At 68.6% G+C, this 13,821-nt stretch carries 12 protein-coding genes and 1 pseudogene; 8 read left to right on the forward strand and 5 right to left on the reverse strand.

The genetic code is table 11. The features are described 5' to 3' along the window. Positions 1–325: 325 nt before the first annotated feature. Positions 326–1,534, reverse strand: a complete 1,209-nt coding sequence (fabV, locus tag OHA88_RS02200) for an enoyl-[acyl-carrier-protein] reductase FabV (protein WP_328623967.1) — start codon at positions 1,532–1,534, stop codon at positions 326–328. A 291-nt stretch (positions 1,535–1,825) separates the two neighbouring features. On the opposite strand from fabV, the gene OHA88_RS02205 reads away from it, so the two are divergent. After that, the gene (locus OHA88_RS02205) at positions 1,826–2,209 is read left to right on the forward strand and encodes a VOC family protein (RefSeq protein WP_326608294.1); all 384 of its coding nucleotides are present in this window, start codon (positions 1,826–1,828) and stop codon (positions 2,207–2,209) included. Positions 2,210–2,325: 116 nt separating this feature from the next. Here the strand turns inward: OHA88_RS02205 and OHA88_RS02210 are convergent, their stop codons facing one another. Further along, on the reverse strand, positions 2,326–3,435 hold the full coding sequence (locus OHA88_RS02210; RefSeq protein ID WP_328623968.1) for an IS110 family transposase: 1,110 nt from the start codon (positions 3,433–3,435) through the stop codon (positions 2,326–2,328). Between the two features lie 350 nt (positions 3,436–3,785). Further along, the gene (locus OHA88_RS02215) at positions 3,786–5,306 is read right to left on the reverse strand and encodes a hypothetical protein (RefSeq protein ID WP_328623969.1); all 1,521 of its coding nucleotides are present in this window, start codon (positions 5,304–5,306) and stop codon (positions 3,786–3,788) included. Between the two features lie 391 nt (positions 5,307–5,697). On the opposite strand from OHA88_RS02215, the gene OHA88_RS02220 reads away from it, so the two are divergent. From OHA88_RS02220 to OHA88_RS02235, 4 genes and pseudogenes are all read left to right on the forward strand, one after another. Further along, on the forward strand, positions 5,698–6,417 hold the full coding sequence (locus tag OHA88_RS02220) for a GntR family transcriptional regulator (RefSeq protein ID WP_328623970.1): 720 nt from the start codon (positions 5,698–5,700) through the stop codon (positions 6,415–6,417). Beyond that, positions 6,414–7,406, forward strand: a pseudogene (locus tag OHA88_RS02225) (ADP-ribosylglycohydrolase family protein). Before OHA88_RS02220 ends, OHA88_RS02225 begins: the two are co-directional and overlap by 4 nt. A 112-nt stretch (positions 7,407–7,518) precedes the next feature. Continuing rightward, positions 7,519–8,997 (forward strand): purine-cytosine permease family protein, encoded by a 1,479-nt coding sequence (locus OHA88_RS02230; protein ID WP_328623971.1) that lies wholly within the window; start codon positions 7,519–7,521, stop codon positions 8,995–8,997. Beyond that, positions 8,994–9,959, forward strand: a complete 966-nt coding sequence (locus OHA88_RS02235) for a PfkB family carbohydrate kinase (RefSeq protein ID WP_328623972.1) — start codon at positions 8,994–8,996, stop codon at positions 9,957–9,959. Before OHA88_RS02230 ends, OHA88_RS02235 begins: the two co-directional genes overlap by 4 nt. A 268-nt stretch (positions 9,960–10,227) precedes the next feature. Here the strand turns inward: OHA88_RS02235 and OHA88_RS02240 are convergent, their stop codons facing one another. Next, the gene (locus OHA88_RS02240) at positions 10,228–10,836 is read right to left on the reverse strand and encodes an NUDIX domain-containing protein (RefSeq protein WP_328623973.1); all 609 of its coding nucleotides are present in this window, start codon (positions 10,834–10,836) and stop codon (positions 10,228–10,230) included. A gap of 546 nt (positions 10,837–11,382) precedes the next feature. Beyond that, a complete protein-coding gene (locus OHA88_RS02245) occupies positions 11,383–11,961 on the reverse strand; it encodes a TetR/AcrR family transcriptional regulator (RefSeq protein WP_328623974.1) in 579 nt (192 codons plus the stop codon). A gap of 51 nt (positions 11,962–12,012) precedes the next feature. Between OHA88_RS02245 and OHA88_RS02250 the strand changes: the two genes are divergently transcribed. The 3 genes from OHA88_RS02250 to OHA88_RS02260 all read left to right on the forward strand — a co-directional run bounded on the left by OHA88_RS02250 (position 12,013) and on the right by OHA88_RS02260 (position 13,690). Beyond that, positions 12,013–12,504, forward strand: coding sequence for a GNAT family N-acetyltransferase (locus OHA88_RS02250; RefSeq protein ID WP_328623975.1), 492 nt, complete (start codon positions 12,013–12,015; stop codon positions 12,502–12,504). Between the two features lie 391 nt (positions 12,505–12,895). Next, positions 12,896–13,315, forward strand: a complete 420-nt coding sequence (locus OHA88_RS02255) for a hypothetical protein (RefSeq protein ID WP_328623976.1) — start codon at positions 12,896–12,898, stop codon at positions 13,313–13,315. 201 nt (positions 13,316–13,516) lie between these two features. Next, positions 13,517–13,690 (forward strand): hypothetical protein, encoded by a 174-nt coding sequence (locus tag OHA88_RS02260; protein WP_267009726.1) that lies wholly within the window; start codon positions 13,517–13,519, stop codon positions 13,688–13,690. Positions 13,691–13,821 lie beyond the last annotated feature (131 nt).

Consider the following 13,821-nt stretch of genomic DNA (forward strand, 5'->3'; position numbering starts at 1 on the left):
GCCACCAGCCGGCCATTTGCCGCCATTCCCCAGTGCGGGTCTGCGCAAGGCATCGTGTTCCTTGTCCAGCAGGCAGCTTCCGCCGTACCAATCATTGATGCCCGGACAGACCGGCTGAGAACGTCGGGGTCGCCCTCCTGAAGGTCATCGTCTCAGCGGTCCGCGAGCAACCGTCAGAGGGCGCGCAGCAGGGCGCCGAGGCACGGCCGCCGGCCACATCCTCAACAGCCTCGCCGGCTAACGCCGACGCATCAACGGCCCAGATCACCAGGGCTGGCGCCCCGACCTCGTTCTACGACGAGATCGGGGGCGTCCGTGGCGCGGGTCAGATGGTGAGAGTGGGCCAGGGGACGTCGGTTTCGACGGCGGCGGTGTAATCGACGCCGGGGACAGAGAAGCCGTAGAGGCGGCGGACTTCGTCGCTGAACCAGTCGAGGTCGGCGAGTTCGGTGATGGTGTCGCTGGTGGCGGTGCTCCAGCGTTCGGCGACGGCGTTCTGCACGACGGGGTCGAGTTCCCATGTGTCGAGGCGGACCCGGCCCTCGTCGTCGAGGTCTAGGGGGCGAGCGCCGGTCAGCTGGTCCCACAGCTCCGCCAGTTGACCGATCGGGGCCACCATGGCATCGCCGAGGACGCCACGCAGCAGCCCGACGTACAGGGCGATACCGGGGATGGCGGTGGAGGACTGGGTGACGGCAGCGGCGTTGACCGAGGTCACGGCCCGGCCGCCCACGGTCTTGGCGAGGCGCTCGTCCAACGTGCGTGCGGTGGCTTCCAGATGGGATTTTGCGGCGCCGATGGTGCCCTGCCGGTAGATCGCCGCGGTGAGCGGCGAGCCGATGTAGGACAGGGCGGCGGTGGCGAAGCCGTCGGCGAGCAGGGACCGGTCGGCCAGGAACGTGATCCACCGTTCCCAGTCGGTGCCGCCCATCACCGCCATGGTCTGCTCGATGTCGTCGTCCTCGGCCGGCGCGGTGGTGACCTCCTTCACCTCCGGGGCACCGTGCTCGTCGAAGACGAGGGTCTTGGTGGTGTATGGCGAGCCGATCGGCTTGAGCACCGAGGCATACACGTTGCCGGTGTCCGGGTCGGTGCGACGAGGCGCGGCCACCGAGTAGATCAGGAAGTCGAGTCGTCCCCCGAACCGCTCGGCGAGGAGGTCGGCAACCTGCTCCTTCACCGTGTCGCTGAACGCATCGCCATTGAGGAAGACCATGTCCCGCCCGTGCTGTTGGGCGAGGCGGGCGGTGGCGGCGGTGCGATACCAGCCGGCCGTGCCGGTGCGCCGGGCGGGCGCCTTCTCGAAGCACACGCCGATGCCACGGATACCGACACGGGCCAGGCCCGCGATCGTAGCGGCCAGGCCATACCCGGCGGACGAGCCGATGACCAGAGCCACCGGCCCTTCGCCCCCGGCGGTGACCGGGGCGGGGACGGCCTGCCACATCTCGTCCACCAGCTGTCGGCAGCCGCCAGGATGGGAGTCGAGGAACAGGAAGCCCCGGCTCTTGGGCGCAATGACGCGTTCGCTCACGGTGTGGTGTCCCAGGTGTCGTCACGGACAAGGACGCGGCGGCCGCCTCGGCCACCCCGTCCTGCAAGTCTGCGGCCGTGCGGATGAACACGGTGATCTTGACCGGCACAACGATGTCCAGCCGGGCTTGGAGGGTTCCCACTAGCTCTGGAGGGGGCAGGTGGCGGACCCAAGTCCCTTCCCTCAGGCTAGAGCGTGTATTGAAGGTGCTGCCATGCGCCTGAGCTGTGTGCGCGAAGGCTGAGCGCAACTCGGTAGCGTCTGGAGTGGAAGTGAGGAAGGCTCGCGCGCATGGTTTCGGTATTGCAGAACGTGGCGATTGACTGTGCGGATGCCTACGAGCTGGCCCGGTTCTGGAGCAGAGTGACTGACCGTCCACTACACCCGGAGGACAAACCGGGTGACCGGGAGACTCAGGTGCTGCTGGCGGAGGGCCCAGTGCTGTACTTCAACCAGGTGCCCGAGTCTAAGAAGATCAAGAACCGGATCCATCTGTGTTTGCGCCCTGAGACATCGCGTGAGCAGGAGGTGGAACGGCTGCTCGGCCTCGGTGCCACCTTTGTCACCGATCATCGGAACCCCGATGGCTCTGGCTGGGCAGTCCTTGCTGACCCCGAAGGCAACGAATTCTGCGTTCTTCGCAGCGAGTCCGACCGAGCCGCGATGGGTTCCTGACGCCCACGCGCCATCCTGGCCAGTTTCGTATGACCGCTGGTCACAGCCACTCGTTCATGGCCGCTACGAGGACGGTCGCCTCGTAGCGGACCGCGAGCTTGATGCCCCTATGGATGTCAAGCAGCGGCTCTGACAGATCCTGCCTGGTCAGCCGGAGGCTTCGATGGGACGAGAAGTCGGTAGATCTCTCGTGCGACGTAGCGTTTGAGGCAGCGGATGATCTCGCGGCGCGTCTTCCCCTCGGCCAGACGTCGTTGCAGGTAATCGCGGGTGCGGTCGTCCCAGCGCAAACGGCTCAGGACGATCCGGTAGAGGGCGGCGTTCGCCTGGCGATCGCCGCCTCGGTTCAGTCTGCGGCGCTGTGTCTTCCCAGAGGAAGCCTCGACCGGGCTGGTGCCGCATAGAGCTGCGAAGGATGCCTCGCTGACGAGCCGCTCAGGGTTGTCGCCGGCCGCGACGAGAAGGGCAGCGGCGCTGTCCGGCCCGACGCCACGAACTTCCAGCAGGCCGGGCGTGCTGGCCTCGACGGCCTCGGCTATCCGCTTTTGGAGATCGTCGATCTCCTCGGTCAGGTGCCGGATGCGGCGGGCCAGCAGCCTCAAGGTGTGACGAGCGGCCCCGGCCGGCCCGCTCGTGGGCTGGGTGTCGAGGTTGGCGCACCGCTTGAACAGGTGCGGGTTGCTCAGCCCGGCCGGCGACTCGCGGAGGGCGGAGTCAGCTGAGACCAGCACGCTCTTGAGCTGGTTGATCGCCTGAGTCCTGGACTTGATGGCGGACCCCTTCGCCAGCTTAAACAGCCGGAGCATCTCGACTGGACCATCGCCGGTCTTCGCCGCAGCGGTGGCTCGTCCAGTCAGCACGGCGCGGGCGGCGGCTTCGGCGTCGATGGCGTCGGTTTTGCCGTGACGGCGTCGGGCGGCCTTGTCAGGCTGGTTGACCTCGGTCACCTCGATGCCTTCGGCGCGCAGGTGACGGGTCAGGGCGGCTCCGTATGAGCCGGTGCACTCGACCCCGGCCCGCCGCAGCACGCCGAACGACCGTGCCCAGTCGAGGAGTTGCCGATAGCCATCGGCGGTCGCGGGGAAGCTGCGACCGTCCAGTGCGGCGCCGAGCACGGTGATCACGGCCGCGGCGTGGACATCCTTGTGAGTGTCCACGCCGAGCAGGACGTCCTCGGCGTCCGCTGGAATGTGACATGGGGCGGTGGACTGCGTGATGCTGGTCAAGGTCGCCTGTCTCCTGATCGCCTCGGGAACCGGTGGCCGTCGCCGGGCCGGGGCGGTCAAGACTGTGACGGTGCCTGTCGCGAAGGCCCCTATCGGGACACATCCCCTGCCCGGCGGCAGCGAATACCGCCCCGAGCAGTGGCCGACAGATCAAACTCAAGGCACCAAGGCCAGTCGTATCGCGAGTCAGGCCACCGCCAGGAGCGGCACCTGAACATCCTCACAGTCATATCGCGTGGCGACGGCGCGGTGTCTCTTGAGGCGGTTGATCCCGCACTCGACCGCATGGCGCTCGCGGTAGAGCGACCTCTGAGCACCGGAAAGCATTGACAGCCCGGATCAGCGGGCGGTCACACGGCGACGCCGGCGTCCTCGTGCGGTCCCGACGGGGCGGCTTCGGGGGCACGGCCGGCCGGCGGCACCGTGGGGCGGGCGTCCGGCTCACCGGCGGGCCCGTCGGCCGCCGCGCGGCGACGCGCCACGAAGGCAATCGCGATGAGGGCGAGTGCGACGGTCCCGGAGAGCGCGGGCCAGTACACGTAACGGTAGTTGGACTCGGGCGCGGTGGGCAGGTAGGCGAGGATGTACAGGAGGGAACTGGCCCCGAGGAGCCGGAGTTCCCGGGTGTAAGGGCCGGTCCACCGGCGACGCAGCACGAGCACCAGCGAGACGGCGAGCCAGAACCAGCCCTGGAAAAGCATCGGCAGGTCGCGGGCGAAACCGGTCACGTAGTTCTGCAGAGCGGACCTCAGTGTGTCGTTCAGCGGCTTCTTCTGCACCTCGGGGTGGAGTCGGGCGCCGGCATTGACATTGGTGCCGTTCCGGAAGACCTGGTTGCTCTGGAAGAGCAGCTTGGTGAAGACCCGGACCCGGTACTCGGCGTAGCCCTTCCAGTGCCGTGGCATCTGCTGCGTCCACATCCGGACGACAACGTCGGCGCGCTGATTCAGATACGTCACGTCGAATGGCCGGCGGTGCGGGTAGCACTGCAGGTACGCATCGGAGGTGATGTGCTGCTTCTGGCAGTTGATGGCGGTGGTGACCAGGCGGTCACGCAAGTCCGCGCTCGCGCCGGCCTGTTCGGCGGCGGTGCGCACCTGGGCCGGGGTGAGCACGTGGACGAGATCGTCCACCGGGATCACCGCGTACACGCGGGTGGCCAACGGGGCAGTAGCCGCGGAAACACCGGCGCTACCGGCGATCACGACCGCGACGAAGACACCGGTAGCGGCCAGCCAGCGGCGTCGGCCCGGGGCGGGCCACGCCGCGAGGACCAGCAGGGCGAAGACCGGGATCACGGCGGGGACACCGTTCTTCCGTACGAGGGCGGCGTACGCGAGGAACAGCACACCCAGCACCAGCAGGGCCCAGCGGGTCTTGGCCCGGTCCTGTGGCAGCTCACGCACGGTGAGCGCGATCGCGAAGACTGCGAGGAGCGCGTACGCCAGGTGCACGTCCTTCCACACCACTCCCGTGAAGTTCATGATGTGCGGCGCAAAGCCGACGGCCAGCACCGCGAGGGAGAGCCCGCGGCTGCCGGTCTTCTTCCACACGAGTTGGGCGAGGACCCACAGCGTCCCCCACAGCACGGCGGCCTGCAGGGCGGCCATGGCCGAGAAGTCCCCCGTGATCTGGATGATGATCCGCCACACAAGCGCCATCACCGGCGGATGCCAGTCGTTCACCGGCTCATCCCCCAGCGCCTGCCACAGCTGGGTGTTGCTGTCCGCGCTGAGGTATCCGGGGTGAAAGACCGTGGCGACGGCGTAGCCGCAGGCCGCCGCGATGGCCGCCAGACACCACGGCCACAGCGTGCCGGCCCTCCAGGCTCTGCGCAGTGCGGTGGTCCACCGGTCGACGGTTCCGGACATGTGGGCGGGGTCCTCCCAGCCGATGATGACGGGTCGCGTTGTCGCTCAACTGCGAGCTGAGAGGAAACAGTTCGCGCGCAGCATGGCGGAAATCTACGCGTATTGGACTCCAAAGGACAAACCGGCACGACCATTCACCTGCCCGGCGAGCTCGTCGTGCGGCATCACAAGATCGCCGACAGAGGTGGGAATCGTGATGGCTCGCACTCGACTCGGGCGACCCCCACCTGCTCGCCACCCAGCTCACCCGGACCCACCGCGGACCCACCGGCGCCGCTCATGTCCGCGACAGTCGGCATCCTGCGCTCCACCCGGAGCCGGCCCGCGCCAGCAAAAAGAAATTCTCCGTGGACTCTGGACCGAAAGGAGCCCGTCCGATCATCTTCTAGACATGCCTGGACAGGCACACAAGCATCATCGCATCGCCCGCGTCCTCGCCGACGAGATCCGCGCCGGGGTCCATACAGACGGCAGCAGGCTGCCCGGGGAGCACGCGCTCACCCAGCGGTTCGACGTCAGCCGCACCACCCTGCGGCAGGCGCTCCAGGTCCTCGGTGAAGAGGGGCTGATTTCCACCCATGCCGGGATCGGCTCCTTCGTCACCTTCGACGGGACACCGCTGGACAACCGCCTCGGCTGGACCCGGGCGCTGGCCGAGCAGGGCACCGAACTGACGACCGAGACCCTCCGCTTCGAGGAGGTGACCGACCAGGAGCTGGCTGCCGAGCTGGGGCTCGCGTCGAGCAGGTTCATCGCCCTGGACCGGGTCAGACGGCTCGCCAACGGGCAGGGCGTATCGCTCGAACACAGCAGGGTCCCCGCCACTGGGGACCTCTCCGGGCTACCGGAGCGCGGACTTGACGGCGGCTCGCTCAGCCGGGCTCTGATCGCCGCGGGCCGTATCACCGACTCCGGCGAGGGCCTGGTGTCGGTCCGCGGGCTCGACGCGGCGGAAGCCGCAGTACTGCACCGCTCCCCGGGCGAGTCCTTCCTACGACTCACCCAGGTCTACCGGGCCGCCGACCGCTCGGTCACCGAGCAGGTCACCAGCCTGCTCGCCCCCGCCAGATTCGAACTGCACGTGCGCTCGGGCCGAGGAGGCCGACTGTGACCGACCGACTCGACCGCGCCCTCGGCGCGTACTACGGACTCGCCCTCGGCGACGCTCTCGGCATGCCTACGCAAGTGATGTCCCGTCAGGACGTCGTACGGGTCTACGGCAACCTCACCGGCTTCGAGCCCGCCCTTCCCGACAACCCGGTCAGTGCGGGCATGCCCGCCGGGTCGGTCACCGACGACACGGATCAGGCCGTGATCGTCGGCCGGCTGATCGACGAGGGCCGCGGCCGGATCGACCCACTGCGCCTCGCACATGAGCTGCTCAACTGGGAGAAGGAGATGAGGGCCAAGGGTTCCTTCGATCTCCTCGGCCCGTCCACCAAGGCCGCTCTGGACGCAGTGGCCCGTGGCGTACCGCCGGAGTAGGCGGGGAGGTACGGCACGACCAACGGCGCCGCGATGCGCGTCACCCCGGTCGGGATCGCCTTCGCCGTTGAGCCGCTGGAGTCCTTCCTCGATCACGTCGTGGAGTCCTGCCAGGTCACCCATGACACAACCATCGGGATCGCGGGCGCTGCGGCCGTCGCCGCCGCTGTCAGTACAGGCGTCGGTGGAGGCACACTTGGGGAGGCCGTCGCCACCGCGGTGGTCGCTGCCCGGGCGGTCGCGCAGCGCGGGCACTGGATCGCCGGGGCCGATATCGCGTCCCGTATCGAGTGGGCCTGGGAGCTGGTACGGGGTCTCCCGGAGGCCGAGGCTCTGGACCGGATCTGCGCGCTCATCGGCACCAGCGTGGCCAGCCAGGAGTCGGTACCCGCCGCCTTCGCGGTACTCGCCGTGGCCGACGGCGATCCATGGCGAGCCGCACTGCTCGCCGCCAATCTCGGTGGCGACAGTGACACCATCGGCGCCATCGCGGGCGCGATCGCCGGGTCGGTCGCCGGGCTCTCCGCGCTGCCGACCGAGGCTGTCCGGACGCTCCGTACCGTCAACTCCCTCGTCCTGGAGCCCCTGACCACCCGGCTGCTCGCACTCCGTTGAGCCGCCCAAGGCCCCTGCGCGCCGCGGAACCCCAAAGGCCTCCGGCGCTCCAGGGCTCCCGCTCTACCGCTTTCGCCACCCGCCCCTTCGCATCTTGCTAGGAGGTTCCGTCATGGCCGCTTCGAAGACGAACGATCGCGTCGGTGCCATTGAGACCCGAGGGATCGAGCCGGTCCCCGACAACGAGCGGCACGGCCATGCCGGCCAGATGTTCTGGACCTGGTTCGCCGCAAATATCAGCATCCTCGGGCTCCCGCTCGGCGCGACCCTCGTCGCCTTCCGCGGCCTGAACATCTGGCAGGCGATTCTCGTCGCCGTCGTAGGCTCCTTCGGCTCCTTCGCGCTGGTGGGGGCCCTGAGCCTGGCGGGCAAGAAGGGCGGCGCCCCGGCGCTCACCCTCTCCCGCGCGGTCTTCGGGCAGCGGGGCAACGCGGGTCCGACCTTGATCACCTGGCTGAGCCGGGTCGGCTGGGAGACGATCACCACCACCACCGCGGCGTACGCGCTGCTCGCGCTGCTCGGCACCGCGTTCGGTGTCGTCCAGAACACCGTGCTCACGCTCGTCTGTCTGTTGGTCTTCATCGTCTGCACGCTGCTGATCAGCGGTCTCGGCCACGCCACCATCATGTGGATCAACAAGTGGGCCACGGTCGTCTTCGGCGTCCTCAATCTGATCGTGATGGGCTTCCTGGCCGCGACCGTCGACTGGGCCAAGGTGCTCGACGCCCCGACGGGTCCGACCAGCGGCGTGGTCGCGGGCATCGGCTTCATCGCCGCCGGTACCGGTATCGGCTGGGCCAACGCGGGTGCGGACTACGCCCGTTATCTGCCCCGCGAGATTCCTGGCAGGCGGCTGATTGTGGCCTCGGCGTTCGGCGCGGGCATCCCTCTCGTGCTGCTGATCTCGCTCGGCTCGCTGCTCTCCGCGGGCGATCCGACGCTCGCCACCTCCGCCGACCCGGTCGCCGCCATCAACGCGATGCTGCCCTCCTGGATGGCGATCCCCTATCTGATCGCGGCCTTCGGCGGGCTGCTGATGTCGAACCATCTCTCCACCTACTCCGCCGGGCTGACTATGATCACGTTGGGACTGCGGGTGCCGCGCCCCATGGCCGTCGCCCTCGATGTGGTGCTGATGTTCGCCGGCGGTATCTACTTCATGCTGATCGCCGACGACTTCTACGGCCCCTTCTCCACCTTCCTGACCCTGCTCGCCGTACCGATCTCGGCCTGGATCGGCGTGATCGCGGTGGACTCGCTGCGCGGGCGTACGTACGACTCCGATGCGCTGATGGACACCACCCGCACCAGCCGGTACTGGTACACGGGCGGCTTCCATCTTCCGGCCGTCCTCGGCTGGGCCGCCGCCATCGTGGCCGGTCTGCTCTTCACCAAGGCGTCGACGAGCGACACCGACGTCTGGTTCGCGGGTTCGCTCTCCGACACCTGGTTCGGCGTGAACGGTTTGGGCTGGGCGATCTCGATGGCCGTCGGAGCGGTTGTGTACGCGCTGTTCGGCCGACGTACCAGCACCGCGGCCGGCACCGGGAACGAACCCGCCTTCCCCGCTCTTCAGGAGGCCGGACAATGAGCGGGCGTCTCGTCCTCGCAGGGAATGTCATCGCCGATCTGGTGATCGAGGTTCCCGCACTGCCCGAACGCGGCGGCGACGTCATCGGCACGCGTACGGAACTGACTGCGGGCGGCGGTTTCAACACCCTGGTCGCGGCCCGCCGCCTCGGTGCGGAAGCGGTCTTCGCCGGGCTGCACGGCACGGGGCCGTACGGCGACCTCGTACGCAAGGCGCTCGCTGCCGAACAGATCGGAACACTGCTGCCCGCCCGTACGGACGGCGACACCGGCTTCACCGTGGCCCTGGTCGACGGCGGCGGCGAACGTACCTTCGTCACCAGCTTCGGGGTCGACGCCGAGCTGACGCAGTCGGATGTCGACGTGGTCGCCGCGCGGCTGCGGCCCGGCGATCTGGTGCAACTCTCCGGCTACGGGATGGTGATGCCGGTCAACGGCCCGCTGCTGTCGCGCTTCACGGCGGGGCTGCCGGCCGACATCACGGTCTGTTTCGACCCGGCACCGCTGGTGGCCGACATCCCCGAGGCGGTGCTCGCCCCCGTCCTGGCCCGTACGGACTGGCTCAGCGCCAATGCCCGCGAGGCCCGCCTGCTGTCCGGCCACGACAATCCGCGCGCGGCGGCAGCGGCCCTGCAGGAACGGCTGGCTCCGGGCGCGGGTGTGCTCGTACGGGCGGACAAGGACGGCTGCTGGCTGGCGGCGCCCGGCGAGGCCCCGCGCCATGTGCCGGGTTTCCCGGTCGACGCGGTCGACAGCAACGGGGCGGGGGACGCGCATGTCGGCTCGTTCCTGGCCCTGCTCAGCCAGGGTCACGACCCGCTGACGGCCGCGCGCGGAGCCAACGCGGCGGCGGCATACGCGGTGGGGCGCCGCGGCCCCGCCACCGCGCCGGACCGCACGGAGCTGGCAGCGTTCCTGAAGGGGGATCCCCTGGTGGAGCGGCTATTCGGCGCGGGCCGCTGACGGTCTGTTGATGAGCGGGTGGGCGGGCGAACCGGCGCTGTCAGCGGCGAACTGCTGGACTTGAAGCAGTGGTTGGTCGGCAGCGGCGATGCGGCAGAGCCCGGCGCGCTGCTGAATTCGAACAGCGCCTCTCCGGGGCCCCGGGAGGCGGGACGCTTGCCGGAACCCCGCCTCGCCCAGATCGAACGTCGCAAGGCCGAGGTCGCCAAGGCGCGGGCGCGGCTCGGCCGGATGACGCCAAGGCCAGCGACCTGCGGGCGTTCCGAGGTCACTGCGCGCGGGCAAGGGCAGCCACGAGTTTGCTGGTGAAGCGATGCATGTGAGGGTCAAGTGTGTCCCCGGGCTCGGCAAGGACCTGCTGCAGTGGCAGCCACTTGATCGCTTCGAATTCATCCTCGTCGAAGGAGACGATGTCACCTGCCTCTGAGGTCAGGACGTACCACAACGACACATCAGTGTGCTGTCCCTGCCCGCGCGTTCGCGTGACGGTCAAGAAGAACGGATTCTTGCCGGACACCCCGGACGGAACGGCCTCGGTGCGCAGTTCCTCACAGCACTCGCGCAGAACCGTCTCCCACGGGTCCTCCATCGGTTCGACGTGACCGCCACTGGGAAGCCACAGGCCGGCCTTGCGGTGAGCGACAAGCAAAAGCTCCCCGCGGGCCTCGTCGAGGGCCACGAAGTAGCTGACCAAGTGCATCGTCGGAACATCGGGCTTCTGCGTCCGATACAGCGGAGCTCCGCTTGCGATCCACTTCGCTGCCGTGGCGAGGTGCGCGCGCTCCTGCTCATCCCAGGGATCGATCTCCTCCAGCAACTCGGTCAGCCGAGTACGAAGAGGCGGGTCAGGAACGTCTGAGGCACCAATGGCAATCACGGCCCCCATGATGCCAAGGAGCTATGACCTCCTCCCCGCTTCAAGCCGGCTGCCGACCGTCCAAGCAAGAGGGCGAGCCACCGGGATCAAGACCGTTGTGGATGCGGCGAGAGGCAGAAGCGACGCCCCGGAGTGAGACACGTGAGGCAAGCGATGGCAGACAGATGAGAGCTCAACCGGCCGTCAGCCGAGACAGCGCACAGACGGACATGTCTCATGCTTGCTCATCAGGCGTAACCGATCCGAATCGACCGCTCGGTGCGGGCACGGGTACGACGACCATGTCAGGCCAGTGGATGCATCCCATACCCTCGGGGCGTGCGGTGGGCAAGCCTGAGACGCCGTGGGCAAGCCCTCGCGTCGATTCGTAGCTGACAGCTTTGTCGGGCAGTAGTTGGCCATCCGGACCTGGCGAGGAGACGACTGTGACTGATCCTGTGACCGATCGCCGCAGTCGGCCCGTCCGGCCAGGTGCGTCGCTCATCTCGGAGTGGGCTCCGAGTGCGATCCTCGCCGGGCCGTAGGTCTGCTGAGTGCCGGCCCGCGTCACCCCGACTGAGCCAACTGAAGGTGCACCGCCGCGGTGGTACGCGCGGTATCGCCAGTGGCGAGCAGGTCCAGCAGCGCTCCCCGTAGGGCTGCGAGGACGAGGGTGCGCTGTGCGAGCCCGGCCTCGGTATCGCGGAATTCGGCGGGCTGCCCGGAGGCGAGCAGCGCCAGCCAGTCGCCGACCGTATCGCTGGCGAATCCGGCCCACGGCCCGTCCGGGTCCGTGAGGGAGCGGGCGTAGCTTTCGACCCACAGTGTCAGCAGGCCGCGGTGGGCGGCGTCGGACAGCCACCGCCACAGTTCGCGGGCGACCGATTGCAGCCCCTCGGGACCGTCCTGCGAGCCGGCGATCTCCCTGATGACGGCCAGCTCGTCGGCTCTGGCCCGCGCGAGCAGGGCGCGGATCAGGCCGTCCTTGCTGCCGAACAGGTAGAGCAGCACGCGCGGGCTGGACTGGATCTCCTCGGCGAGCGGGCGCAGGGACAGTTCGGTGAGGCCGCTGCGCAGGGCGTAGGCGTATGCGGCTTCCAGCAGCTCCTGCCGCCGCGGGGAAGGGTTTGTTTCGGATCGGGTCACCGGGCTAGTCTACTGAAACAGTCGTTTCAGTGATGCGGGAGTGAGGACATCATGGAGGAGCGTCAGGTGGTCATCCGGCCACTGGACCGGCCCGGGGACCTGGGCTGGGTGGTGATGGCGCACGGCGCCCTCTACGACCACGAGTTCGGCTGGGACACCAGCTTCGAGGCGCTCGTCGCACGGATCGTCGCCGACTACGCCGAGCAGAAGGACCCCGGACCGCAGGCAGCATGGATCGCCGACGTCGACGGAGAGCGGGCCGGCTGCGTCTTCTGCGTACGCGGGGACGACCGGACCGCGAAGCTGCGACTACTGCTCGTCGATCCCGCGGCACGCGGGCTGGGCTTGGGTGACCGTCTGGTCGACGAGTGCCTGCGGTTCGCGCGGGAGGCCGGGTACGAGTCGATCACCCTGTGGACCAACGACGTCCTCGGCTCGGCCCGGCGCATCTACCAGAAGCAGGGCTTCGAGCTCATCACCGAAGAGCCCCATCACAGCTTCGGGCACGACCTCGTCGGCCAGACCTGGCAGCGTCGTCTCTAGCGGAGCCACCCGGGGCGGCACCGCGGCCGCCCCAGCGGCTCTGCGTCGACAGCCTTCCGCACCTGCTGACGCTGGTCGACAGCTCACGGTCGTCCGTGAGCCAGAACCCCGAGGGCCGCTTGCAGGAGGGCAAAGCGACTGCGAGTGGCCCTGCTGGTCCGCTCGGCCGGCAGTCTCAGGCGATGGACAGCGCGCCCCCGGTCCGCCAAGCTACCTTGGCGATCATGCGCCGGCGGTGGCTACATGGTATGAGGGGCGGGTATTGGTGGAGCAATTGCAGCTTGAGGCTACGCCGCCGGAGCGCATCCGTTACCGGTGTACGGGTCTCCAACGCGTACTGCCTGTTCTGCCCCTCCTCGTCGTCGTGTGGGGCACGAAGGTCTGGGATTGGATGACCTGGACGCCCGCCGGGTCTGAGATAGCCGAGTCGTTGGGGATGTGGGTTGCCGCACTGTTCGTGCTGCTCGTCCTCGGGCAGCACTTCGGCGTCACTCTCACGGAGTCGACGGCCGTCGTGCACAACCTCCGCCGCCGGACCATCCAGTGGTCGAACGTCCAGGCCATCCGCGTCGAACGCGTCCAGGGGGCCCAGACCGTTGTGATCTACGAAGCGGGTGGCCGTCGTACTCGCCTGCGGGCACCGATCACCGGGTTCCTCAACTGGGATCGCGGGTTCGAGGAGAAGTTCCGCATGATCGGTAGGTGGTGGCTGGATCATCGCGGCCCGGATTGGGCTCCTGTCCTGCTTCCGGGCGCGCAGTGGAGCAGCCCACCGGCGCCGGACGGGAACCCTTTCGCCTCCCCCACGTAGTCGGCGGCTGGTCCGCACACCTAGGCGGTGGAGCGGCCAGCGAGGCGTCATCCATTCGGCCCGTAGTGATTGCCGTAGGGCGGAGTTGGGGGTGGGCTGTGAGTGCGCCTGGCGATAGTCGCGGGCGCCAAGAGGGCGGGGCGCCCCTGCCGAACGAGCGGGACCAGCCCCCGTCGACCCACACGAGACTTGGAGATCCCCATGCCTTACCGCAAGGGACAGCACGTGGAGTACCGGGACCAGCAGGACGAGCTTCAGCGGGGCGAGATCCGCAGCGCCGAGGGCAGCGGGGCGCAGACGCGCTACGCCGTCCAGAACGAGGCGACCATGCGCGAAGACAAGGTCAGTGAGAACCAGATCGAGCGCGAGCTGTAGTAACAGCCTTGCCGACACAGCCCGCCGTTGCACCGAACCAAGGGTGCAACGGCGGGCTGCTGGATGTCCTGCGACAGCAAACAGCGAACGTTGAGCAGTGCCACTGTGTCCGTGCTCAGGCCTTCAGCCAG

The sequence above is a fragment of the Streptomyces sp. NBC_00353 genome, from assembly GCF_036108815.1.
Lineage (GTDB): Bacteria > Actinomycetota > Actinomycetes > Streptomycetales > Streptomycetaceae > Streptomyces.

What these genes read in the sequence shown, in the direction of transcription:
- OHA88_RS02230 (WP_328623971.1), top strand. Translation starts at nt 7,519, where the DNA reads ATGGCCGCTTCGAAGACGAACGATCGCGTCGGTGCCATTGAGACCCGA.
- OHA88_RS02250 (WP_328623975.1), top strand. Translation starts at nt 12,013, where the DNA reads ATGGAGGAGCGTCAGGTGGTCATCCGGCCACTGGACCGGCCCGGGGAC.
- OHA88_RS02255 (WP_328623976.1), top strand. Translation starts at nt 12,896, where the DNA reads ATGACCTGGACGCCCGCCGGGTCTGAGATAGCCGAGTCGTTGGGGATG.
- OHA88_RS02260 (WP_267009726.1), top strand. Translation starts at nt 13,517, where the DNA reads ATGCCTTACCGCAAGGGACAGCACGTGGAGTACCGGGACCAGCAGGAC.
- OHA88_RS02235 (WP_328623972.1), top strand. Translation starts at nt 8,994, where the DNA reads ATGAGCGGGCGTCTCGTCCTCGCAGGGAATGTCATCGCCGATCTGGTG.
- OHA88_RS02215 (WP_328623969.1), bottom strand. Translation starts at nt 5,306, where the DNA reads ATGTCCGGAACCGTCGACCGGTGGACCACCGCACTGCGCAGAGCCTGG.
- OHA88_RS02205 (WP_326608294.1), top strand. Translation starts at nt 1,826, where the DNA reads ATGGTTTCGGTATTGCAGAACGTGGCGATTGACTGTGCGGATGCCTAC.
- OHA88_RS02220 (WP_328623970.1), top strand. Translation starts at nt 5,698, where the DNA reads ATGCCTGGACAGGCACACAAGCATCATCGCATCGCCCGCGTCCTCGCC.